At 64.9% G+C, this 23,653-nt stretch carries 18 protein-coding genes; 7 read left to right on the forward strand and 11 right to left on the reverse strand.

All coding sequences use genetic code 11. The features are described from left to right. Window positions 1-183: 183 nt before the first annotated feature. The gene (locus JQ603_RS14885) at window positions 184-1,878 is read left to right on the forward strand and encodes a bifunctional diguanylate cyclase/phosphodiesterase (protein ID WP_212340504.1); all 1,695 of its coding nucleotides are present in this window, start codon (window positions 184-186) and stop codon (window positions 1,876-1,878) included. A gap of 123 nt (window positions 1,879-2,001) precedes the next feature. Here JQ603_RS14885 and JQ603_RS14890 read toward each other — a convergent pair whose 3' ends face one another. Further along, window positions 2,002-2,370: an antibiotic biosynthesis monooxygenase family protein gene (locus tag JQ603_RS14890; protein ID WP_212340506.1), complete on the reverse strand. Its 369-nt coding sequence runs from the start codon at window positions 2,368-2,370 to the stop codon at window positions 2,002-2,004. Window positions 2,371-2,467: 97 nt separating this feature from the next. On the opposite strand from JQ603_RS14890, the gene JQ603_RS14895 reads away from it, so the two are divergent. Beyond that, window positions 2,468-2,929, forward strand: coding sequence for a MarR family winged helix-turn-helix transcriptional regulator (locus tag JQ603_RS14895; protein ID WP_212340507.1), 462 nt, complete (start codon window positions 2,468-2,470; stop codon window positions 2,927-2,929). A 151-nt stretch (window positions 2,930-3,080) separates the two neighbouring features. On the opposite strand, the gene JQ603_RS14900 is transcribed toward JQ603_RS14895, so the two are convergent. The 7 genes from JQ603_RS14900 to JQ603_RS14930 form a co-directional block, all read right to left on the reverse strand. Then, a complete protein-coding gene (locus tag JQ603_RS14900; RefSeq protein WP_212340516.1) occupies window positions 3,081-4,589 on the reverse strand; it encodes a tripartite tricarboxylate transporter permease in 1,509 nt (502 codons plus the stop codon). Window positions 4,590-4,593: 4 nt separating this feature from the next. Beyond that, window positions 4,594-5,079: a tripartite tricarboxylate transporter TctB family protein gene (locus JQ603_RS14905; RefSeq protein ID WP_212340518.1), complete on the reverse strand. Its 486-nt coding sequence runs from the start codon at window positions 5,077-5,079 to the stop codon at window positions 4,594-4,596. A 148-nt stretch (window positions 5,080-5,227) separates the two neighbouring features. Next, window positions 5,228-6,202, reverse strand: a complete 975-nt coding sequence (locus tag JQ603_RS14910) for a tripartite tricarboxylate transporter substrate binding protein (protein WP_212340520.1) — start codon at window positions 6,200-6,202, stop codon at window positions 5,228-5,230. A 194-nt stretch (window positions 6,203-6,396) separates the two neighbouring features. Further along, complete coding sequence (locus tag JQ603_RS14915) at window positions 6,397-9,264, reverse strand: PAS-domain containing protein (protein ID WP_212340521.1); 2,868 nt, start codon at window positions 9,262-9,264, stop codon at window positions 6,397-6,399. Between the two features lie 206 nt (window positions 9,265-9,470). Continuing rightward, the gene (locus tag JQ603_RS14920) at window positions 9,471-10,346 is read right to left on the reverse strand and encodes an acyl-CoA acyltransferase (RefSeq protein WP_212340523.1); all 876 of its coding nucleotides are present in this window, start codon (window positions 10,344-10,346) and stop codon (window positions 9,471-9,473) included. A gap of 115 nt (window positions 10,347-10,461) precedes the next feature. Continuing rightward, the gene (locus JQ603_RS14925) at window positions 10,462-11,442 is read right to left on the reverse strand and encodes an amino acid--[acyl-carrier-protein] ligase (RefSeq protein WP_212340525.1); all 981 of its coding nucleotides are present in this window, start codon (window positions 11,440-11,442) and stop codon (window positions 10,462-10,464) included. A gap of 56 nt (window positions 11,443-11,498) precedes the next feature. Beyond that, window positions 11,499-12,716 (reverse strand): acyl-CoA dehydrogenase family protein, encoded by a 1,218-nt coding sequence (locus JQ603_RS14930; protein WP_212340527.1) that lies wholly within the window; start codon window positions 12,714-12,716, stop codon window positions 11,499-11,501. A 360-nt stretch (window positions 12,717-13,076) separates the two neighbouring features. On the opposite strand from JQ603_RS14930, the gene JQ603_RS14935 reads away from it, so the two are divergent. The 3 genes from JQ603_RS14935 (at window position 13,077) to mtnA (ending at window position 15,632) form a co-directional block, all read left to right on the forward strand. After that, complete coding sequence (locus tag JQ603_RS14935) at window positions 13,077-13,349, forward strand: phosphopantetheine-binding protein (RefSeq protein WP_212340529.1); 273 nt, start codon at window positions 13,077-13,079, stop codon at window positions 13,347-13,349. A gap of 282 nt (window positions 13,350-13,631) precedes the next feature. Beyond that, window positions 13,632-14,507 carry an S-methyl-5'-thioadenosine phosphorylase gene (locus JQ603_RS14940; protein WP_212340530.1) on the forward strand — a complete coding sequence of 292 codons (876 nt, stop codon included), beginning with the start codon at window positions 13,632-13,634 and terminating at the stop codon, window positions 14,505-14,507. Between the two features lie 18 nt (window positions 14,508-14,525). Then, window positions 14,526-15,632, forward strand: coding sequence for an S-methyl-5-thioribose-1-phosphate isomerase (gene mtnA / locus JQ603_RS14945; protein ID WP_212340534.1), 1,107 nt, complete (start codon window positions 14,526-14,528; stop codon window positions 15,630-15,632). A gap of 135 nt (window positions 15,633-15,767) precedes the next feature. Here the strand turns inward: mtnA and JQ603_RS14950 are convergent, their stop codons facing one another. Beyond that, window positions 15,768-16,403, reverse strand: coding sequence for an HAD-IA family hydrolase (locus JQ603_RS14950; RefSeq protein WP_212340535.1), 636 nt, complete (start codon window positions 16,401-16,403; stop codon window positions 15,768-15,770). A gap of 104 nt (window positions 16,404-16,507) precedes the next feature. On the opposite strand from JQ603_RS14950, the gene JQ603_RS14955 reads away from it, so the two are divergent. Beyond that, on the forward strand, window positions 16,508-17,263 hold the full coding sequence (locus tag JQ603_RS14955) for a S1 family peptidase (RefSeq protein ID WP_212340536.1): 756 nt from the start codon (window positions 16,508-16,510) through the stop codon (window positions 17,261-17,263). Window positions 17,264-17,388: 125 nt separating this feature from the next. Then, a complete protein-coding gene (locus JQ603_RS14960) occupies window positions 17,389-18,891 on the forward strand; it encodes a flavin-containing monooxygenase (protein WP_212340537.1) in 1,503 nt (500 codons plus the stop codon). Between the two features lie 341 nt (window positions 18,892-19,232). Here JQ603_RS14960 and JQ603_RS14965 read toward each other — a convergent pair whose 3' ends face one another. Both JQ603_RS14965 and JQ603_RS14970 read right to left on the reverse strand, forming a co-directional pair. Then, window positions 19,233-20,159 (reverse strand): response regulator, encoded by a 927-nt coding sequence (locus JQ603_RS14965; RefSeq protein ID WP_212340538.1) that lies wholly within the window; start codon window positions 20,157-20,159, stop codon window positions 19,233-19,235. Next, the gene (locus tag JQ603_RS14970; RefSeq protein ID WP_212340539.1) at window positions 20,143-23,514 is read right to left on the reverse strand and encodes a hybrid sensor histidine kinase/response regulator; all 3,372 of its coding nucleotides are present in this window, start codon (window positions 23,512-23,514) and stop codon (window positions 20,143-20,145) included. The genes JQ603_RS14965 and JQ603_RS14970 overlap by 17 nt, the downstream gene beginning before the upstream one ends. Window positions 23,515-23,653 lie beyond the last annotated feature (139 nt).

The following is a 23,653-nucleotide window of genomic DNA, read 5'->3' on the forward strand; positions in this document are numbered from 1 at the left end:
GGACGCGAACCGCCGGTGCGTGTCAGTACTCGCAAGGCCTATGCCGGGCGGGCCGGTTTGGTTCCCTGGTCACTTCACAACGTGGTTTCCAAATTGTTTATCAACTTTGCCTAGGGTCGAAGGCGAATCTGGCTCTATCCTGTGCCGGCTCAGGACTCCCTGCTGTCCCGAAATGAGGCGATTTTGACCCCCGCATTGCCGCAAGCCTCCGACATCCTGGCCGCCCTCGGCCAGGCCGTGTTCGCCTGGGACATCGCCAGCGATGCCATTGTCTGGGGCGAGCAGGTCAGCGCCGTCTTTCCCGGCATCCCCCCTGAGCGGCTCGCCACCGGCGCCGAATTCGCCAAGCTGATCGAGCCCGCGCAGTCACTGCGGACCGCGGCACTGGCGCAGACCTCCCCCGTGCACGGCACCGACGGCACGCCCTACCGCGTCGAGTACGGCGTGCGCATGAGCGCCTCCGACCCCGTGGTCTGGATCGAGGAGACCGGCCGCTGGTTTGCCGGCGCCGACGGCCGCCCCACGCGCGCGATCGGCTCCATCCGCATCAACAATGAACGCCACGCCCGCGACGAGGAATTGACCAAGCTCGCCCGGCTCGATCCGCTGACCGGCGAACTCAACCGCTCCCATCTGATCGCGGCGCTGGCCGAGGCGATCGAGGAGACGACCCGCTTCCGCTCGACCGCGGCCTTCATGCTGGTCGGCATCGATCATCTGGCCCGCGTCAACGATGCTTTCGGCTTCGATGTTGCCGACGCGGTCATCCTCGACATCGCCAAGCGCATCCGCTCGCGCCTGCGCGGCGGCGACGTGCTCGGGCGCTTCTCCGGCAACAAGTTCGGCCTGATCCTGAAGAACTGCACCATCGACGACATGAACGTCGCCGCCGAGCGTTTCCTCGCCGGCATCCGCGACGAGGTGGTGCCGACGAAATCGGGTCCGGTCTCGGTCACCGCCTCGATCGGCGCGGTGAGCCTGCCGCGCTATGCCCGCAATACCGACGAGGCGGTCAATCGCGCCCATGAGACGCTGGATGCCGCCAAGCGCCGCCGCGCCGGCTCGTTTGCGGCCTGGCGTCCGGATGCCACGCGTGATGCGCAGCGTCGCGTCAACATCCGCGTCACCGACGAGATCGTCACCGCGCTAAACGAGCGCCGCATCAAGCTTGCCTACGAGCCGGTCGTGTCGGCCGTCTCGCGCCAGCGCGCGTTCCACGAATGCCTGGTGCGGATGGACCAGGGCGACGGCCAGGTGCTGCTCGCACCCGACATCGTGCCGGTCGCCGAGCGGCTCGGCCTCATCCGCCTGGTCGATCACCGCGTGCTCGAGCTGGTGGTCGCCGAGCTCGCGGCTGCGCCCGATGTCAGTCTCAGCCTCAACATCTCGCCCGACACCACCATGGATCCGGACTGGTGGGCGGGCATCGAGTCGCTGATGCTGGCCCATCCCGGGGTCGCCGAGCGGCTGATCGTCGAGATTACCGAGACGGTCGCGATCCAGGACATCGATGACGTGCGCGGCTTTGTCACGCGGCTGAAGAATTTCGGCAGCCGCATCGCCATCGACGATTTCGGCGCCGGCTACACTTCGTTCCGAAACCTGCGCAAGCTTGGCGTCGACATCGTCAAGATCGACGGCGCCTTCGTGCAGAACATCACGCACTCCGCCGATGACCGCGCCTTCGTCCAGACCCTGCTCGACCTCGCCCGCCGCCTCGACATCAAGACCGTCGCCGAATGGGTGCAGGACGAAGAGGCCGCAAACATGCTGCGCGACTGGGGCTGCGACTACATCCAGGGCCGTCTGATCGGACTTGCTTCGGCCGACCGCCCGTGGAGTGTGGCGGCCGACAGCGTATTGCCGGCGGCAAGCTGAGACATCGTAGGGTGGGTTAGCCGGCGGCTGCGCGAAGCGCAGACCGGCGGTGTAACCCACCACTTTTGTCGCGCGCGAGAAAAGGTAGATTACGCCTTCGGCTAATCCACCCTACGTTTGCACCTACGCCACACAGACCCCCGGCACCGCGACCTTCTGAAACAGATGCGGGCTCGCGACGGCGGAAGCGGGGTAGTCCGCGATCTTCGCGCGGAACTCCGGGTGGGTGAACGCCGCACGGAAATGCGCATTGGTCTCCCAGACCGCGTAGTTGAGATAGGTCGGATTGTCGCCGATCGCGCGGTGGAGCTGGGTCGAGATGAAACCCGGCTGCCGCTTCATGAAGGCGGCATCGTCCTGCCAGCTCTTCAGGAAGACCTGCTCATCCGCCGCATCCAGCGTGAACAAATTGACCAGCACCACGGGGCCGGCATCGAGCGCGATCTGGCGGTCGATCGGAAAACTCGGGTCGAGCGGACGCATCTGGGGCATGGCATCACTCCGTGTAAATTGGTATCATCATGTCAATTCGACAATACGTGACGTAGACATTTGACATGATGATGTCAAGATAGGACGATCATTACAAATGAGCAAAATCAAGCGGACCCCGGCGGGCGAGGCCATGACCGGCTTCATTCTCGAGCTGTTCCGGGTCAACGGCCTGCTCCTGACCGCCGGCGACCGGCTGGTCGCCGCGCTCGGCCTCACCAGCGCACGCTGGCAGATCCTGGGGGCGATCGTCGCTGCCGAGCGTCCGGAGCCCGTGGCCTGGCTGGCGCGCAATCTCGGCGCCAATCGCCAGAATGTGCAGCGGATCGTCAACGATCTCGAGCGGGATGGCCTCGTTGCCTTCGAGACCAATCCGCATCACCGCCGGGCGCAGCTCGTGGTGCTCACCGACAAGGGCAGGCAGGTCTTTGATGCCGCCGGCCGTCTGCAGGCCCCTTGGGTCAACGGCTTGGCGGACGGCTTGTCAGTGAAGGAGATCGAGGCGGCCCATCGTGTGATCGGCGCTCTGCGCGACCGGCTGGAGGCCGGCGAGGGGTGATTGCATCTTGCCTCTTGCGTAGATGCCGTAGGGTGGGCAAAGCGAAGCGTGCCCACCACCTCTCTCCAACTCAGGCAGATCGTGGGCACGGCGCATCCGCGCCTTTGCCCACCCTACGAAGTTTGAGCGGAGCGGCGAGGGGCGCGGCGTCTCAAGCCCCCTCATCCAGCGCCACCAGCTCGCGCTTCTTGCGCAGCGCGGGCAGCAGCGGCGCGATCAGCAGCACCAGTGCCAGCGTCAGACACGCCGCCGAGATCGGCCGCTGCACGAAGGTCCAGAGATCGCCCTGCGACAGGATCAGCGACTTGCGCAGATTGTTCTCCAGCATCGGCCCGAGCACGAAGGCGAGCACCAGCGGCGCCGGCTCGTAGCCGAGCTTGCGCATGAAATAGCCGACGATGCCGAATGCGATCATCACATAGACGTCGAACACGTTGTTGCTCGAGCAATAGACGCCGAGGATCGTGAACAGGATGATCAGGGGGAACAGGATGTTGTAGGGCAGCTTCAGGAGCTGCACCCACATGCCGATCATCGGCAGGTTGAGGATCAACAGCATCACATTGCCGATATACATGCTGGCGACGATACCCCAGAACAGGCCGGGGTTTTGCGTGATCAGCAGCGGGCCCGGCTGCAGGCCGTGGATGACGAAGGCTCCGAGCAGCAGCGCCATCACCACGTTCGGCGGAATGCCGAGCGTCATCAGCGGAATGAACGCGCCGCCGGCCGCCGCGTTGTTCGCGGACTCCGGTCCCGCGACGCCCTCGATTGCGCCATGGCCAAACCGCTCCGGCGTTTTCGACAGTCGCTTCTCCAGCGCATAGGACGCAAACGAGGCCACCACCGCGCCGCCGCCCGGCAGAATGCCGAGCAGGAAGCCGAGCAGCGTGCCGCGCGCCACGGGGCCGGCGCTCGCCTGCCAGTCCTCTTTGTTAGGCAGAAGCTGGGTGATCTTGGCGTTGATGATATCGCGCTTGATCGCCTGTTCGGTGTTGAGCAGCACCTCGGCGACGCCGAACAGGCCCATCACGACGGGCACGAGGCCGATGCCGTCGATCAGCTCCATGCGGCCGAAGGTGAGGCGCGGCTGCGCCGTGATGCTGTCGAGCCCGATCAGGCCGAGCACGACGCCGATGCAGGCCATCAGCAGCGCCTTCGGCATCGAACCTTGGGTCAGGAAGGTGAGCACGACGAGGCCGAGCACCATCAGGCTGAAATACTCGGCCGGGCCGAACGCGATCGCGATGCTGGCTAGCTTTGGGGCCACCAGCATCAGGGCGACCAGCGCGAACGTGCCGGCGATGAACGAGCCGAAGGCGGAGATGCCGAGTGCAGGGCCGGCGCGGCCTCGCTTCGCCATCTGGTGGCCGTCAATGCAGGTGACGACGGAGGCCGCCTCGCCGGGGATGTTGACCAGGATCGAGGTGGTCGAGCCGCCATACATCGAGCCGTAGTAAATGCCGGCCATCATGATGATGCCCGATTCCGGCGTGCCCGACAGCGTCACGGGCAACAGCAGTGACATCGCCGAGATCGGCCCGATGCCCGGCAGCACGCCGACCAGCGTGCCGATGAAGACACCGATGAAGCAGTAGAGCAGGTTGATCCCGGTCAGCGCGACGCCGAACCCATGCGCGACATTGGCAAGCGTGTCCATGCGGTCAACCGATTCCGAACAGGCCCGAGGGCAGCTGAATCAACAGCAGGCGCTTGAGCACCCACCACATCCCTGATGGCACCATCACGGCGATCGGGACCGCCAGCGTCCAGCGCACGGGATCGATCAGGCGCAACAGCAGCAGCATCAACGGAATCGACGACAACAGGAATCCCAGCGGCTCCAGCGCAAAGGAGAACGCGGTGAGGCAGGCGATGACGAGCAGCGGCTTGCTCCAGCGTACATTCTCCCAGCGCGAGGCCAGGGTCGGGCCGCCCTCGGTGATCGCCGAGATGATGATGGAGCCCGCGAACACGCACATCAGGATGCCCGTGTAGAACAGCACATAGCCGGAGCCGGGATCGTTGATGGTGCCGAGCTTGAGCTTCAGTCCCTGCCAGATCACGAAGCCGCCGAGTGCGAGCCCGATCAGCCCGCCCCAGAGCTCGGAGTTGGAGAGGCGGAGTTTGACGTTGGTTTGGTCGTTCATTCAAAGCACCTCTCGATCACCGTCACCCTGAGGTGGCCGCTTCTTCAGCGGCCCTCGAAGGGCGGCGGTGCCCCGATCCATCCTTCGAGGCGAGCCGCAAACGCGGCTCGCACCTCAGGATGACGCCAGCGCGTGTGGCAGCAGAACTTTACTTCTTCGCCAGCCCGAGCGTGTCGATCACCTTGCGCTCGGACTCCGTGACCTCGACGACGAACTTCTTGTAGTCCTCGGTGTTCTTGTAGTTCGGCACCATGTCGTATTTGGCGAGCGTGGCGATCACCGCGGGATCCTCGACCGCCTTCTTGAAGGCGTCGTGCAGCTTGGCGACGATTTTTGGATCCATGCCTTTCGGCCCCGCGATGCCGAACGGGGAATCATAGACCATGGGATAGCCGAGCTCCTTCAGCGTCGGCACATCAGGGTAGTTCGGCGACCGCGCGCCGGTCCACACCATCAGCAGCTTGAGCTTGCCGGCGTCGACCAGCGGCCGCCAGCCCGTCGAATCCGCCTGCAGCATCGTGTGCTGTCCCAGCACGGCAGCGTTGGTCTCGGCGCCGCCCTTGAACGGCACCTGCGTCAGCTTGATGCCGGACATCGCCGCGATCTGCTCCATGCCGATATGGAGCGAGGTGCCGGTGCCGGGCGTCGCATAGGTCACCTTGCCCGGGTTCGCCTTCGCGAACTCGACCACGTCCTTCCAGGACTTGAACTGCGACTCCGCGTTGGCGGTCACGCCGAACGTATAGCCGGTGAGGTGGACGATATAGGTGAAGTCCTTCGCCGGATCCCATGACACCTCCTGCATCAGGGGGAGGCGGAACACGGTGATCGGAATCTGCGAGATGGTGTAGCCGTCCGGCTTCGCTGCGGCGGCCATGGTCGCCGGTCCCACCGTGCCGCCGCCGCCGGCCTTGTTGTCGATCACGATCGGCTGCCCCAGCACCTTCGAGGCGCTGTCGGCGATCGCGCGCATCGAGATGTCGGTCGAGCCGCCGGCCGGCCACGGCACGATCAGCGTGATGGGTTTGCTCGGATACTCCTGCGCGCCGGCCGCGGTCGCGAGCAACGCGCCCACAACATGCATGGCGGCAAAGGCAATCGTCTTCAGCCCGTATCCCGACATCGAAACACCTCCCTCGCAGCGGTCTCGTTGGAACGCCGTTTCTCGTTGTTATGAGGGGATTGTCCTCGAAATCATGGGAGAAGAAAAGCGCATTGAACGGATCGCTCGCATGGGCGAGGCAGCGATCCCGGCGGAAACGAGGTGTGCGACAATTGGTCGTTTGGAGGTGTGCCGAGAGGCGGAATTTGAGGAGGCTACGCCACGCGCCGGACCGCGTTCAGCGTCTCGATGGTACGGCCGACCTCCGCCGCGGGGCACGGCTTGCCGAAATAATAGCCCTGCACCGCGGTGCAGCCGCATTCGCGCACGAAATCGAGCTGCTCCTCGGTCTCCACACCCTCTGCCGTGGTCTCGACCCCGAGCACGGAGCCGAGGCTTGCGATGGTGCGGACGATGGCAACGCTCTCCGGGCTTTCGCCGAGCGTGCCGACGAAGGAGCGGTCGATCTTGATGCGGTCGAACGGAAATTTGCGCAAATAGCTCAGCGAGGAATAGCCGACGCCGAAATCGTCGAGGCTGACGCGGACGCCGAGGGCGCGGAGCTGGTGCAGGATCTCGATCGTCGCCTCGCTGTCATCGAGCAGCGCCGTCTCGGTGACCTCGAGCTCGAGCCGCTGCGGCGGAAGGCCGGCTTCCGCGAGCGCGCTCGTGACCAGCGGCACCAGCCCGCGCGAGCGGAATTGCACCGGTGACAGGTTCACTGCGACGGTGACGTCGGGCCATGACGCCGCGGTGGCGCAGGCGGTGCGCAGCACCCACTCGCCGATCGGAACGATCAGCCCGTTCTCTTCCGCGATCGGAATGAATTCGGCGGGCGAGACCAGGCCGCGCGAGGGGTGTTTCCAGCGCAGCAGCGCCTCGAAGCCGGTGAGCTCGGATGAATCGAGCCGCAGCTGCGGCTGGAACACCAGATGGAATTGGCTGGACTCCAGCGCACGGCGCAGGTCGTGCTCCAGCGCGTGCCGGCTGCGCGCCTCTTCCTCCATCTCGGGCTCGAACAGCTGGTAGGCGCCGCGCCCCTTGGCCTTGGCCTGGTACAGCGCAAGGTCGGCGCATTTCATCAGCTCGTCGGCGTCCAAGCCGTGATCGGGCGCGATCGCGATGCCGACGGAGACGCCGACATGGATCGCCTGGCTTTCCAGCGGCGGCGGGTGGCCGATGATCTCGACCAGGCGGCGGGCGAGCTTTTCGGCCGATTGCGGCTGCGGGCCGCGCTGGAGTACGGCGAACTCGTCGCCGCCGAGGCGCGCGACGGTGTCATGCTCGCCGACATTCTCCTTCAGGCGCGCCGCGACCCAGCGCAGCAGCCGGTCGCCGGCGGCGTGGCCGAGGCGGTCGTTGACGGTCTTGAAATTGTCGAGGTCGAAGCACAGCACCGCCATTGCGCCGCCGGCAATCGCCACCTGGTTCAATCCCTCGCCCATCTTCTCGCGGAACAGGGTGCGGTTGGGCAAGTCAGTCAGGGAGTCGTGCCGCGCCATATGCGCGACGCGGGCCTGGGCCTTGTGGCGCTCGGTGACGTCCTCATAGGTGACGACCCAGCCGCCATGCTCCATCCGCTTGTGATTGAGCTTGATGATGCGGCCGTCGCTCAAATGGCGGTGCAGCGTGTGCTCGCCTTCGCGCAGCCGCTCGACATAATCGGCATAGAGCTTGGCCCCGGTCATGTTCGGATGCATGCCGAGCGCGCAACTGTGCTCCATGATCTCGCGCATCGAGATGCCCGGCTTCACCACGTCGGGCGACAGGCCGTACATCTCGATATAGCGGCGGTTACAGACGATCACGCGCAGGCTCGAATCGAGCATGCACAGGCCCTGGCTCATGTTGTTCAGGGCCGCATCGAAGCGCCGATACTGCTCGCTCAGCTCCTCGACTGCATGCTCGCGCTCGGTGATGTCCTCGTAGGTGGCGACGAAGCCGCCTTCGGCCAGCGCGCAGTAGCGGACCGAGATCACGGTGTCGTTCGACATGCGCCGGCGCATCGGCGAGCAGTCGCGGCTCGCGATCCGCGCGCGGGCGGATTCCAGGATCTGCTGCGGGCTGTATTCCGAGGCGAACGCACCGTTCGCGATCGATCGCTCGATCAGCTCGCCGAGATGCGTGCCGGGCCTCGTTTCCTCTGGCGAGAGCAGGTAGATCCTGCGATAGGTGGTGTTGCAGACGCGCAGGCGCATGTCGCTGTCGTAGAAGGCGAGCCCGTGCGCCATGTTCTCCAGCGCCGCGTCGAGGATGAAGTTCTGCTGCCGCAGCGTCTCCTCGTATTGCAGCCGTTCGGTGACGTCCTCGTGCACCGTCACCCAGCCCCCGTCGGGGAGGAAGCGCGAGACCGCCTGCACCATCCGCCCGTCGTAGCGCATCACCAGCAGGGTCTTCGCCTTCCGGGCACGCACGTCCTCGAGCCTGGTGACGTGGAATTCCTCCGCCGACATGCCCGCCATGTTGCCGCGCGAGAGCCAGTGTTCGATGGCCGTGCTGTGCGCGACGCCGGGCTTCACGATGTCGGAGTCGAGATTGTAGAGCTTCAGGAAGCGCTCGTTGCAGACGACGACGCGGCTGTCGGCGTCATACATGATGAGGCCGTGCGACATGTTGGCGAGCGCATGCTGGCTGCGTTCGGTCTGCACGTGCAATTCTGCCTCGAGCCGGGCGAGGCGGCTGACGTCGTCGCAGATCGTCATCCAGCCGCCGCCGGGAAGCGGCTTGAGCTCCAGCGACATGACGAGGCCGCTCGCCAGCCGCTGCTCGGTCCGGAACGACTTGCCGCCCGCGATCTGCGCGATCCGCGCCGAATAGAGCGCATCGAGCTCGCTTTCCGGGAAGTTGCCGCGGCTCGCACTGTGCGCGAGCACCTGGCGGTAGCTCGTGCCGATGCGCACGATTTCGGCGGACAGATCGAACAGCGAGAGGTAACGCCGGTTGACCAGCACGATCCGGTTGTCGGCATCGTAGACGCAGACGCCTTGCTCCATGCGATCGAGCGCAAGCTGGCTCAGCGCGACCAGGGCCTCCGGGCTCTGCTCGCGGGGTGCACCAAGCTCGTTGTCGCAGGTCGATGTCATGGGGTCGGCATGATCTCGGCGGGCAATAGACTTAACGCAACGTAATTCCGCTGCCGAGGGTAGCGAAGAGGCGGGAAAATTCCCTTAAGCGCAGTAGTTTACGGAGCGTGACCGACGATGGAGAGAACTTGCTTGGTCCGCGAGAGTGCTGAGGCGCTTGCAAGCCAGAGTTGGCCGAGGGCCCAACAATTTCCGCCGCAGTGCCCCTACGGCCCGTAAAGCACGAGCTCTGTATCCGTGAGATCGGCGAGCTGCGGCCGGTGCGGGCCCTTGAAATATTTGCGGCCGCGCCGCTCGGTATAAATACCGGCGAGGCCCGGAATCGGGCCGTTGGCATCGACGGCCACCGAGATCTTGCCGAGCCGCAGCAGCAGCCGGCCGATGCGGCCGGCGCATTCGGCATACTCGGCGGGGCTGCGGCAGTAGATCAGCTTCATTGCGGGCGGCGCGATGAAGCCGCGGCGAATGCGCACCGGTTGCAGGATGAAGGGGAACGTTCCCTTCGGCGTGCGGCAGACGAGGCTGAGGCAATTGTAACGCGCATGCCGCGTCAGGAGCTCGGTCTCGTCCTGAGAGAGCCCGTCGATCGTCTTGGCGTGCTGCGAGATCACCTCGATCTTGCTCCAGCGTGGGGCGCGCGCCAGCGCCGGCACCGAGAAGAAGATGCCGCGGCAATAATTGCGAAAACCCTGGGCCTCGATGATCGGCCAGGTCCACGGCGCCGGGCTGATGTTGAGATAGGTGACGTCCTTGTGCCGCTGCGCGACCTTGGTCAGAAACGGAGCGTAGTTGCGGTAGGCCGGATCGACATACCAGCTCGACAGATTGCACTGGATGGCGGTCTCCTCGCCGTGCTTTCGCGTCGTGTAGATCAGCAGCAGCACGCCGACGGGCTCGCCGTCATTGTCGAGCATGTAGCCGAAGCGCGGATAGCCCTCCGGCACGGGCCGGAAGGCCTGCCGGCGCAGCCCCTGCATCCAGTATTCGCGTGAACGGCCGACGAAGCCGCGCGTCAGCAAGTCCGCGATCTTCTCGACGTCGGACTCGGTGATCTCGCGGCAACGGACCTTGGTATGGATCACGCTCGTCTTGCCCGTGGAAATGGTCGGCCTCGTTGGTCTATCGTTTCTGCATGATCTTTCCGGAAAGCCGCTTCGCGCTTTGCGCTAACGCGGCCCTTCGGGTTCGGATCATGCTCTAGCGCCAGCCCTCGCCATGGGCTTCAGTCGCGCGATGCGGCTGCAGGCCCAGCATGTCCCGCACCTTGGCGGGCCAGGCGGAAAGGTCGGTGCCGTGGGTGTGGAACATGGCGACGGCCAGGCGGTCCATGCCGAAGGCGACGCAGCCGGTGTGGGCCGGCTCGCCATTGGCGTCCTGGATGCCCCAGGTCGTGCCGAAATGCTCGCGGTGATAGTTGAAGCTCATGCAGGCGGTCGGCTGCTCCTCCGAGCGCAGCGGGATCAGCAGCTCGAACTTGAGCTGCTGCTGCTTCTGGCTCACCGCCTTCATCTGGCCGACGCGGCCGAAGAAGGGATCGCTGGCATAATCGACGCGGAAGGTCAGGCCGAGGTCGCGGGCGATCGCCTGCGCGCGCACCATCCAGCGTTCGCGGAAATCGGCGACGTCGTCGGGCGTGCCGATGCAGACATATTCGCGCATCCGGAACGATTGCAGCCGGTCGAGATGTTTCGACGGCTCGCGGCGGAAGCAGTCGGCGGCGACGTCGAAGCGCAGGCCGCCCTTCGGCAACTGGCCGCGGCTCGCCGCGATCGGGTAGACGGGATAGCAGGCCGCCGGCGACAGCACGAGGTCGGCCGGGGACAGTGACGTGGTCCAGTCGGCGCCCGCATCGAAGCGGCTCACCGCAGCGTTGATCTCGCGCTCGGTGCCGTGCAGGCCGCAGACGCAGCCGAGCAGGTTCGGGAAGCTCTTGAGATAGCCTGACTTCTCCAGCTGCGCGCGGCTCATCACCGGCGGGAAGCGCAAGGCTTCGGTGCCGGCTTCACGGTGGCTGGTGATCAGCGCGGCGAGTTTCTCGACGATGCCCTCATAGAGCGCGGTGCGGGCGTAGACGCCATCCGAGCCCATGCGGTGGAACAGCTTGTCGGCGAGATGATCGAGCGGATCAACGATCTCAGGCGCGGTTTCGGGCGAATTGGGGAGGACGGCAATATTCATGGGTCGATGTCCTGCTATCTCGAAATTGTTCTTGTTGCTCTGGTCGGGAAGGCACGTCAGTCATGAAGGCTCGACGGCACGCCGCTCATCAGCGTCGAGGTGGCGGCGTTGGCCAGAATACGGTCGTTGTTGATCATGATCGGCGACGACAGCACGTCGCGGAGGTGACGGCCCATGGTGAACTCGCCGTCGTTGCGGTAGCCGGAAAGGCCCGCGGTGCGCATCGCATGCATCACGGTCTCGACCGCGAGCTCGGAGGCCTGCACTTTCAGCAGCGTGATCGACGACTGGAAGTCGAGCGAGCCGAGCGCCCGCTCGTCATGCTCGACACGGGAGAAGGCATCGATGTTGGCGGAGATCAGCGCTCGCAGCTTGGCGAGCGACATCTTCGCGGCGGTGAAATGTGCAGCCGCCGGCGGCATCTGCCCGCCGGAGGTGCGGGCAGCCTTGCGGATGAAGGCCTGCGCACGCGTTACCGCTGCGGCCGCAATGCCGGCCCAGGCCGACGACCAGCACAGATGCGCGAACGGCGTCATGGTCTGCGCGTGAATCTTGTCGTAGGCTTCCGGGAAGACGCGGTCGGCGGGGCAATCGACCTTCAGCTCGAAACCGGTCGAGCAGGTGCCGCGCATGCCGAGCGTTTCCCAGCCCTGCGTCTGTTTCAGTGAATAATCGTCCTTGGCGAGCGCCAGCAGCACCTGGTCGGAGGCGGCGGCGTCCGTGGCGCGGCGGGCGATGGTGACGAGGCCGTCGGCCTCGGCGCCATAGGAGATCACGGTGGCATCGCGCATCAGCGAGACGGTGTCGCCGGCATGGTCGACGGCGGCGGCGCTGGCGCGGATGTTGCCGCCGTTCTGGCCTTCGGTGGTGGAGGAGGCGAGCAGCCACTGGTCGCGCGCGACCCGGCGCATCATGGTTTCCATCCAGGGAATGCCGTGGCCGTGCCTGACGACACAGGCGACCTTGGTCTGGTGCATCGCGTAGATCATCGCGGTCGAGGCGCAGGCGCGCCCGAGCGTGTAGCAGATGTCGGTGACGTCGTGGATGGAGGCGCCAAAGCCGCCGAATTCGACCGGGATCATCACGCCAAGCAGTTTTTGCTCGCGCGCAACCTCGAAAGCCTTGTGCGGGAAGCGGGCGTCGCGATCGACCGCGTCTGCGTCGGCCGCAGCCGCTGCGGCGGTCCGGACGGCGCGCTCGATGAGGGAGGGACCCTGCTCGAGGAAGCTGGCTTGCGTTTCGTCGACAGTAAGGACTGCTTCACGCACGTTCATACTCGTCCGCCTCCGGTTCGTCGTTCAAGACCGCCGGCATCATTCGCGATGCCGTGTAAAGCGATCCTCCGACCATCTTTGCTTGTGAGACGAGGCTACGGATTTAATTCAAATTCGTCGATGAAATAGAGGGTAAACGAAGTCCAATTCCGAATGGACAGTTAAGGTCCGGTTTTTCGCATCCCCCGGATTTCCGCGCTCGCGTTAGTGAACTGGAAGAGGCATGAATTTCAGACAATCTGAGTCATCGTTTACTAAGAAACGCGAAGTAATGGTGACGCCCATTGCGGGATCGGCCGTGCCTGCCCATCGTACCCGGCAGCCCGGTCCGACCTTTCATAGACAGATGGGAATTTACCGATGCAGGCCTTCGAACCCGAATTGCGCAATCGCATCATCAAGATGGTGAAGGGCATCCTTGCGCAGAACTCGCTGTCCGCCGACGTCAGCCCGTCGGCCAAGCTCGTCGACGTCGGCCTGACCTCGATGGACATGGTCAATCTCATGCTCGGCGTCGAAGCCGAGTTCGACTTCACCATCCCGCAGTCCGAGATCACGCCGGAGAATTTCCAGTCCGTCGAGACGCTGGAGCGGATGGTCGCGACGCAGCTGCGGCTGGCGACCGCGGCTTAGCCCCCACTGTCGTCCCGGCGTAGGCCGGGACCCATAACCACAACAGGTGGTTTGGCGAAGACGCGTTGCCCGGTACGCCTATCGTGCACCATCGATAGATCACGCGGTATGGGTCCTGGCCCCCCGCGCGCAATTGCGCGCTAGGCCGGGACGACGTCGAGTCTGAGGCGCTACCTTGCGCCCTCACAGCTGCGCCATCACCTCACCACCCCCGTTCCAAAACCGCCGTAAAACTGGCATAGCTTTAACCATGTCGCACGTGGCGAACAGGGTGGAGCGGGTATGACGCAGGCGGTATTGGGCATCATCGGTGGCTCCGGCATCTACGACCTGCCGGGTCTCGAGGGCGCGCGCGAAGAGGTGATCGAGAGCCCCTGGGGCGAGCCATCGGCTCCCTTAAGGCGCGGCTCCATCGCAGGCCTGCCGATCGTGTTCCTGCCGCGGCATGACAAGGGGCACCGGCTGTCGCCATCGGACATCAATTATCGAGCCAACATCGACGTGCTCAAACGGGCTGGGGTCACCGACCTGATCTCGCTCTCGGCCTGCGGCTCTTTCAAGGAGGAACTGCCGCCCGGCACCTTCGTTCTCGTCGACCAGTTCGTCGATCGCACCCACAAGCGCGAGAGCTCGTTCTTTGGCCGCGGCTGCGTCGCGCATGTGTCGATGGCGCATCCGGTCTCGCCGCGGCTGCGCATTCATCTGGCGGCAGCGGCGGAAGCCGAGGGACTCGCGATCGCGCGCGGCGGCACCTATGTCTGCATGGAGGGGCCGCAATTCTCCACCTATGCCGAAAGCATGACTTACAAGACGCTGGGCTATTCGGTCATCGGCATGACCAACATGCCCGAAGCAAAACTCGCGCGCGAAGCCGAGATCTGCTACGCCACAGTCGCGATGGTGACGGATTTCGATTGCTGGCATCCCGACCACGACGCCGTCACCGTGCAGGACATCATCCGCGTGCTGACGTCGAACGCCGACAAGGCCAAGGCGCTGGTGGCGCGGCTGGCGAAGGATTTTCCGCGCGAGCACGAGCCGTGCCCGATCGGTTCGGACCGTGCGCTCGACACCGCGCTGATCACGGCGCCCGAGGCGCGCGATCCCGAGCTCCTGAAGAAGCTCGACGCGGTGGCAGGGCGCGTGCTGCGGGCGTGATACGAAAGGCAGAATGCCATGAAGGTCGACGGCAAGCATTTCCGCAGCATCTGGCGCGAGCGTGACGGCTGGTCGGTCGGCGCGATCGACCAGCGTCGGTTGCCGCATGAGTTCATCGTCGCGCGTCTGACCTCGTGCGAGGACGCGGCGGTGGCCATCCGCGACATGCTGGTGCGCGGCGCGCCGCTGATCGGCGCGACCGCGGCTTATGGCATGGCGCTCGCCATGCGTGAGGACGCTTCCGACGCCGGCCTGAAGCGCGCCTACGACACGCTCGTCGTGGCGCGGCCGACCGCGATCAATCTGAAATGGGCGCTGGACGAGATGCGCACCGCGCTCGCTCCGATCGATCCGCTGGAGCGGGCGGAAGCCGCCTATGCCCGTGCCGACGAGATCGTCGAGCAGGACGTCGAGATCAACCGCGGCATTGCCGGCAACGGCCTTGCGCTGATCGAGGCGATTGCGGCGAGGAAGCCGGGCGAGGTGGTCAACGTGCTGACCCATTGCAACGCCGGCTGGCTCGCCACCGTCGACTGGGGTACCGCGACCGCGCCGATCTATCTCGCGCATGAGCGCGGCATCAAAATCCATGTCTGGGTCGACGAGACCCGTCCGCGCAACCAGGGCGCCTCGCTCACCGCCTGGGAGCTCGGCCATCACGGCGTGCCGCACACGGTCATCCCCGACAACACCGGCGGGCATCTGATGCAGCACGGCATGGTCGATCTTGCCATCGTCGGCACCGACCGCGTCGCCGCCAATGGCGATGTCTGCAACAAGATAGGCACGTATCTCAAGGCACTGGCCGCGCATGACAACGGCGTGCCGTTCTACGTCGCGCTGCCGTCGCCGACGATCGATTTCGCTGTCCATGACGGCATTCGCGACATTCCGATCGAGCAGCGCAGCGGCGTGGAGGTCACCGACATGACCGGCCGCACCGCGGACGGAAGGCTGGAGACGGTGCGAATCGTGCCTGAGAACTCGCCGGTCGCGAATTATGCGTTCGACGTGACGCCGGCGCGCCTCGTCACGGGCCTCATTACCGAGCGCGGCGTGCTGAAGCCGGATCGAGACTCCCTGGCGGCTGCGTTCCCGGAGCGCACCGCCGCCGCTGCGAAGTAGGCTCTCGTAGGGTGGGCAAAGGCGCGGAAGCGCCGTGCCCACAATCTGCTTGTGGTGGGCACGCTTCCGCCGTCGCTCTTCGAGCTATGGCGGACAAGTCGCTTTGCCCACCCTACGGCTGCCGAATAAATTGCGCTAGCTCAGCTTCAGCCCCGTCGCCGCTTCAAGCTCAGCGATTGCCTGGGCGCCACTCGTCACCTTGATCGTGGTCATGCCCATCTCGCGCGCGGGCTTCAGATTGACGCCGAGGTCATCGAGATAGATGCAGGCCTTCGGATCGACCTTCAGCGTCTCGACCATCAGCCGATAGATGCGCGGGTCGGGCTTGCGCAGGCCGATCTTGGCGGATTCGATGACGTGGTCGAACAGCACCATGACTTCGGCGATGTAGAGCGAGCGCCCGGTCATGCTGCCGATGGCGTTCGCCGGCAGATTGTTGGTGATGCAGCCGGTCTTGAATTGCGCCTTGATCCGCTTCAAGGCCTCGACCATTTCGGGCCGCAGATCGCCCTGAAGCAGCGGCAGCACATCGCGGCCGCGCACCTCGGCACCGAGTGCGAGTGATTCCTCGGCGAACAAACGATCGAACGTCTCGATATCGACTTCGGCGCGCTCGAACCTGGCCCAGGCGTTTTCCAGGTGATTGGCGGCGTTGGTGCGCCGGATGATGTCGGCGGGCAGGCCACGCTCGGTCTCGAACCGCGTGAACGCCTCGAACGGCGAGCTCGTCAGCACGCCGCCAAAATCAAAGATCACCGCCTCGATCGCCAATATCCTGCCCTCGTCAATTCCTTTCCAAGAGGGCTAGCATGCGCTATCGGCAAGGGCCAGCCCGAAGCACTCCGCCGCCTCCATCGATGCCGAAGCGTGTTCCCATGAAGAAGCTTGCCGTCCTCATCGCAGCCGCGCTGCTCGCCACCCCCGCTTACGCCATCGTCGGTGGCGGCACGCCGCAGGCCGACGGTGTCGCGCGCGCCGTCGTCACCATCGTCGGCTCGCGCGGCAATTTCTGCACCGGCACGCTGATTGCCCCGAAGGTCGTGCTGACGGTCGCTCACTGCGTCCAGCCCGGTGCCGACTACAAGATCGTCGATCGCGGCGCCGACGGCGCGCCGCAATTGCTGAACGTCCGCACCGTCGCGATCCATCCGAGCTTCAACATGCAGGCGATGCAGTCGCATCGCGCCACCGCTGACGTGGCGCTGCTGCAACTGGAAATTCCACTCAAGGGAAAATCGACGGTGCCGATCGGCATGCCGACTATTCCGATCCAGGTCGGCAGTCGCTTCGTCATCGCCGGTATCGGCGTCACCGTGCGTGGTGACGGCAAGAGCGGCGGCGCCACGCGTGTTGCCGGCCTCATCGCGACAGGTCAGCCCGGCACGTTGCAAATTCGCCTGGTCGATCCCGTAACCAACGGAGTTCGTGACGGAATTGGCGCCTGCACCGGCGATTCCGGCGGTCCTGTGTTCGAGGACAAGCCGAATGGCACGATGCTTGTCGGCCTCATCAGTTGGTCCACGGGACCGAACGGTGCCGCCGGCTGCGGCGGCCTGACCGGTGTCACGCCGCTCACGCTCTATCGCGACTGGATCTTGCAGACCGCGCGGAGCTGGGGTGCGGCGCTGTAGTTTGACCGCGACTTGATCTATGTCATTTTGAGGCGGAAGTGCGATGGGCGACCATGCCTGTCGCGGAGGAAACGCGCCGTCCGGTCAAGGACGGCCACAAAAACAAGCAAGGCATAGAAGCAACAATGAATGTCGCTGTACGCAGTCACGCCACCACCAAGCAGGCCTCGGAACATTTCGACGTGCTGATCGTCGGCGCCGGCATCTCCGGCATCGGCAGCGCCTATCATATCGAAAAGCAGCTGCCGGGTACGAGCTACGTCATCCTCGAAACGCAGGCGACGTTCGGCGGCACCTGGAGCACGCATCGCTATCCCGGCATCCGCTCGGACAGCGACCTCCATACCTTCGGCTACAGCTTCAAACCCTGGGTCGGGCCGCCGATCGCGACCGCCGAGGAGATTCTCTCCTACATGAAAGAGGTGATCGACGACAACGATATCGCCCGCCACATCCGCTACAAGCACAAGATCAATTCCGCGAGCTGGTCGAGCGAACAGAATCTCTGGACCATCGAGGCGACGACCACCGATACGGGCGAGGCAAAGATCTTCACCACGAACTTCCTCTGGATGTGCCAGGGCTATTACCGCCATTCGGAAGGCTACACGCCGGAATGGAAAGGCATGGACCGCTTCAAGGGCCGCATCGTCCATCCGCAGACCTGGCCGGACGATATCGACCTCGCCGGCAAGAAGGTCGTTGTGATCGGCTCGGGCGCGACCGCGGCGACGCTGGTGCCGAACATCGCGGACAGTTGCGCCCACGTCACCATGCTGCAGCGTTCGCCGACCTATTTCCGTCTCGGCCGCAACGCCATCGAGATCGCCGAGGAGTTGCGCCGGCTTCAGGTCGACGAGGAATGGATCCACGAGATCGTGAGGCGCAAGATTCTGTTCGAGCAGGACGCGTTCACAAAACTCTGTCTGGCCAAGCCCGAGCAGGTCAAGAAGGAGCTGATCGGCCAGATCAGTGCGGTGCTCGGTCCCGACTACGACGTTGAGACGCATTTCACCCCGTCCTATCGGCCGTGGCGGCAGCGCATCGCCTTCGTGCCGGATGCCGATCTGTTCAAGGGCATTGCCAGCGGCAAGGCCTCCGTCGTCACCGACGAGATCGAATGCTTCGTCGAGAACGGCATCCAGCTCAAATCGGGCAAGCTGCTGGAAGCGGATGTCATCGTCACCGCGACCGGCTTCAATCTCTCGGCGCTCGGCGACATCGCCTTCGAAATCGACGGCAAGCCGCTCGCCTTCGGCGACACCGTCACCTATCGCGGCATGATGTTCACGGGCGTGCCGAACCTGGTCTGGGTGTTCGGCTATTTCCGCGCCAGCTGGACGCTTCGCGTCGACCTCGTCGCCGATTTCGTCTGCCGCCTGCTCGGCCACATGAAGGCCAAGGGCAAGAAGAAGGTCGAGGTGAGCTTGCGCCCCGAAGACCACAACATGCCGATCCTGCCCTGGATCGACCCGGAAAACTTCAACCCCGGCTACATCATGCGCAACATGAACCTGCTGCCCAAGCGCGGCGACAAGCCGGAATGGCAGCACAGCCAGGACTACTGGACCGAGAAGGACGAGATCCCGAAGACGGATCTGGACGACAAGGCGTTCGTGTACGGGTGAGGGGACGCCGCGCCCTCAAATGTCGTCCCGGCGCAGGCCGGGACCCATAGCCACAGGCAGCCGTTTGGCGAAGATACGTCGTTCGGAACTGCGACTTTCCGGAATAGAGAGATCACGCGGTATGGGTCCCGGCCTTCGCCGGGACGACACCGAATGAGTCGAGACGCCAACCGTCCAATCAATGGTGTCGTCCTGGCGAAAGCCAGGACCCATTACCCCAAGCAGTGGTTGTGACGTGAGCTGGTAACCTCGAGTCTTCGCCAAACCATGCCCTGTGGTAATGGGTCCTGGATCTGCGCTCCGCTTCGCTGCGCTTGTCCAGGACGACGGCTGTGGCGGCGTCACGAATTCCGTCGCGTCGCATTCGCCGCAATCGCGGCGGCTGCCGTCCGGTTCTCCACGCCGAGCTTGGCGTAGATCTGCTCGAGATGCTTGTCGACCGTGCGCGGGCTGAGGCCCAAAATCTGCGCGATGTCGCGGTTGGTCTTGCCCTTGCTGAGCCAGGCCAGCACCTCGCCTTCGCGCGTGGTGAGGCCGAGCTCGCTGGTGAACTCGGGCGGCAGCGCCGTGCCGGCCTCCTTGGAAAGCCGCAGCAGGAATTCGTTCGGCGCGGTCTCGCCCATGTAGTAGAACCGGAGCTGCGGATTGTCGGGCAGGGAGGCGGCTTGCGACTTCGCGCTTCCTTTGCCCTTGGCCTGCTCCAGCCATTGCAGCAGTGACGGCGGCAGGACGAAATCGTCGGCCTGCGCGCCGTGATGATCGGCCAGCAGCTTCTGGGCCTGCGGGGTCGCCCAGAGCAAATTGCCCTGCCGGTTGACCGCGAACAGGAACCGGCCGGAGACGTCGAGCGCGGCACGCGCGCTCTGCGTCAGGCGGGCGTTGCCGAGATGGACGCGAATGCGCGCCAGCATCTCCTCGATCACGATCGGCTTGGTCACGTAGTCGACGCCGCCAGCGTCCAGCCCGCGCACGATGTGCTCGGTCTCGGCAAGACCCGTCATGAAGATCACGGGGACGTTGGCAAGGCCCGCATCGCGCTTCAGCCGGCGGCAGGTCTCGAACCCGTCGATCCCGGGCATCACGGCATCGAGCAGCACGATGTCGGGCGTGATTTGGTCGACGATGCGCATCGCGCTCGCGCCATCGAGCGCCACCATGACCGTCATGCCAGCGCCGTCGAGCGCATCGGTGAGCAGCCGCAGCGTCTCGGGCGAGTCATCGACAACGAGCGCGACGTCGCGCTTCTTTGGTTCAATGCTCATAAGCATGCAACGTCTTCAATGTGGCCATGTACTGGTCGAGATCGAAGCGATCGACCAGCGACCGCATCTGCGCGACGAAGTCGGCATGTTCCGGATGCTCGCTGCCGATCTCATCCAGCTTCAGCTGGATGCCCTTGACGTATCCGATCTGGCCGAGCCCGATCAACGCCTCGATATGCCGCGCCGGCGGCCGTGAGCCGCTCTCGGGCCGCCAGAACGGCACCGCGATCTCGCCCGAGCCGTACTGCCATTCGATCTTGAGGAGCTGGCGGATCGTCTCCAGCAGCCGCGGAATGTCGATCGGCTTCATCAGGTAGCCGTCATGGAACGGCTGCGCCAGCGGCGTGCCGTGCGCTTCCAGCGCACTCGCCGAGACCATCAGGATGCGCGCCTGATGATGGCCGCTGGCGCGCAAGGCTTCTGCAACGGCCCAGCCGTCCATGGCCGGCATGGAGATGTCGAGCAGGAACAGATCGGGACGGCAATGTTGCGCAAGTGCCAGGCATCCCGCGCCGTCGGGCGCGCTGAGCAGGATGAAGCCGAGCGGCGTCAGCACCTCGCGCAGGAGGTCGCGATGCACGGGGTCGTCGTCGGTGATCAGGATGGTCTTGCGCGCACCGTGATAGCCGGAGACCGGCGCCTCCACCGGCGCGATGCGCTGGGGATTGGTCACCTCCGACAGCAAGATCTTGACCTTGAACGTCGAGCCGGTGCCGACCGTGCTCATCACCTTGATGTCGCCGCCCATGACACCGGCGAGCAGCCGGCTGATGGTGAGCCCCAGGCCCGTGCCGGTTTGCGGCTGCGCCACACCAAGCGCGCCGCGCTCGAACGGCGCAAAAATGCGCTCGAGATCGTCGCCCTGGATGCCGGGGCCGGTGTCGATCACCTCGAACTCGGCAACGGGGCTGCGATAGTGCACGACGAACTGCACGCTTCCGGTCTGGGTGAATTTGATGGCGTTGGAGATCAGGTTGATCAGCACCTGGCGCAGCCGCTTCTCGTCGGCATAGACGACGGCCGGCAGATGCGCGGGACGCCTGAACACGAAGTCGATTCCCTTGGCGGCGGCCTGGAGACGGAACATGCCGACGAGCTGGTCCAGAAATTCGCTGAGCCGCACCTCGTCGCGCGACAGATACAGCCGCCCCGCCTCGATCTTGGAGATGTCCAGAATGCCGTCGATCAGGCCGGAGAGGTGATCGGCGCTGCGACGGACGACGCGGACCTGGTCGCGCGGCTTGGTGTTGAGAGTCGCATCCTGCTCTAGGAGCTGCGCATAGCCGCTAATCGCATTCAGCGGCGAGCGCAGCTCGTGGCTGAGGCCGACGACATAGCGGCTCTTGGCGAGGTTGGCGGATTCGGCGACCTCCTTGGCGCGCTGGAGCTCGGCGTCGGTGCGCTTGTGCGCGTCGATCTCCTGGATCAGCAGCGCGGTCTGCCGCCGCGTCTCCGCTTCCGCCGCGCGGCGGCTCTGCTGCGCCAGCACGAACAGCCAGGCGACCACGCCGATGATGATGCTGAGCGAGAAGAACACCTTCCACAGCACGTTGGAGACCAGCATGTTCTCGCCGTGCACGCTCGCCGAGGTCTGCAGATAGATCAGCCCGAGCACAAGTGCCACGAGGCCGGCGGAGACCACGAAGACGCCGATGTAATGGCCGAATTGAGAGTTGATCCGCTGATAGATCGGCTGCGGCAGGATCTTGCCGAGCGCCTCGGCAAACTGCACCTGCGCCCGCGCATGCGGCTTGCAGAGATCGTGGCAGCGGGCGTCGAGCGAGCAGCACAGCGAGCAGATCGGGCCGGCATAAGCGGGGCAGGAGGTGGTGTCCTCCGGCTCGAAACTGTGCTCGCAGATACAGCACTGGATCGCCTCGATATTGGCCCAGCTCCGCTTCGGCTTGCGCGCGATGTAGAATTTTCCGTCCGTCAGCCAGGCGATCACAGGCGCGGTGACAAAGGCGACCGTCAGCGCGACGAAGGCGGCCAGCGCCTTCATGGTCGGGCCGAACAGGCCGTAGAACGCCGCGATGGAGACGATGATCGCGAGCGTCATGGCGCCGACACCGACCGGATTGATGTCGTAGAGATGCGCCCGCTTGAACTCCATCTGCGGCGGACGCAGGCCGAGCGGCTTGTTGATGACGAGGTCGGACACCAGCGCGCCCACCCAGGCGATGGCGACGTTGGAGTAGAGCGCCAGCGTCTGCTCCAGCGCCTTGTAGACGCCGATCTCCATCAGCAGCAGCGCCACCATCACGTTGAACACCAGCCAGACCACGCGGCCGGGGTGGCTATGGGTCAGGCGCGAGAAGAAATTCGACCACGCGATCGAGCCGGCATAGGCGTTGGTGACGTTGATCTTGATCTGCGACAGCACCACGAAGATGCCGGTCAGCGCCAATGCGAGGTCCGGTTCGGACAGCACATACCGAAACGCGACGAGATACATATGCGCGGGCTCGGCGGCCTCCTCGGGCGGCACGCCGTGGCTCAGTGCAAAGAAGGCGAGAAACGAGCCCGCCAGCAGCTTCAGCGCGCCGAGCACGATCCAGCCCGGTCCCGCGCTCATCAGCGCGATCCACCACGAGGCCTTGGAGGCGCGGCGATCGCGCGGCAGGAACCTGAGGAAGTCGACCTGCTCGCCGATCTGCGCCACCAGCGAGAACACCACCGACGATGCGACGCCGAACAGCAGCAGATCGAATTGCCCGTTGAGGTCGCCGTGCTCGCCGGAGAAGTTGCGCCATTCCGTGAAGGAGTGCGGGTTCGCCCAGGCGATCGCGACAAAGGGCAGGATGTGCAGGACGACCCAGACCGGCTGCGTCCAGAGCTGGAAGCGGCTGATCAGCGTGATGCCGTAGGTCACGAGCGGGATTATCGCCACCGCGCTGATGAGGTAGCCGATCGGGCGGGGAATGCCGAGGCACATCTCCAGCGCGGTCGCCAGGATCACCGCCTCGACCGCGAAGAAGATGAAGGTGAAGGAGGCGTAGATCAGCGACGTCACGGTCGAGCCGATATAGCCGAAGCCGGCTCCGCGGGTCAGGAGATCGATGTCGATGCCGCATTTGGCGGCGTAATAGGCAATCGGCACGCCGCAGCAGAAGATGATGGCGGAGACGACGAGGATCGCCGCGGTGGCGTTGGTGACGCCGTAATTGAGGGTGATGGTGCCGCCGATCGCCTCGAGCACCAGGAAGGAGATGGCGCCGATCGCGGTGTTGGCGACGCGGGCGGCGGACCATCGCCGCGCGCTCTTGGCGGTGAAGCGCAGCGCGTAGTCTTCCAGCGTCTGGTTGGCAACCCATTGGTTGTACTGGCGCCTGACGCGGTCTATTCGCTGCCGCCCTGCCACTCTTTACCCCACTCCCGATACGGACCCGGAGCCCTCGCAAATCCCGTACCAAAAGCCTACGTCGGTATTTTGCGGTGCAGTATACGCGATCTTGCGTATGCTTGCGCTGCACAAATTCGAGCCATCCTCACGGCACCAA

The organism is Bradyrhizobium liaoningense, from assembly GCF_018130825.1.
Classification (GTDB): Bacteria; Pseudomonadota; Alphaproteobacteria; order Rhizobiales; family Xanthobacteraceae; genus Bradyrhizobium; species Bradyrhizobium liaoningense_B.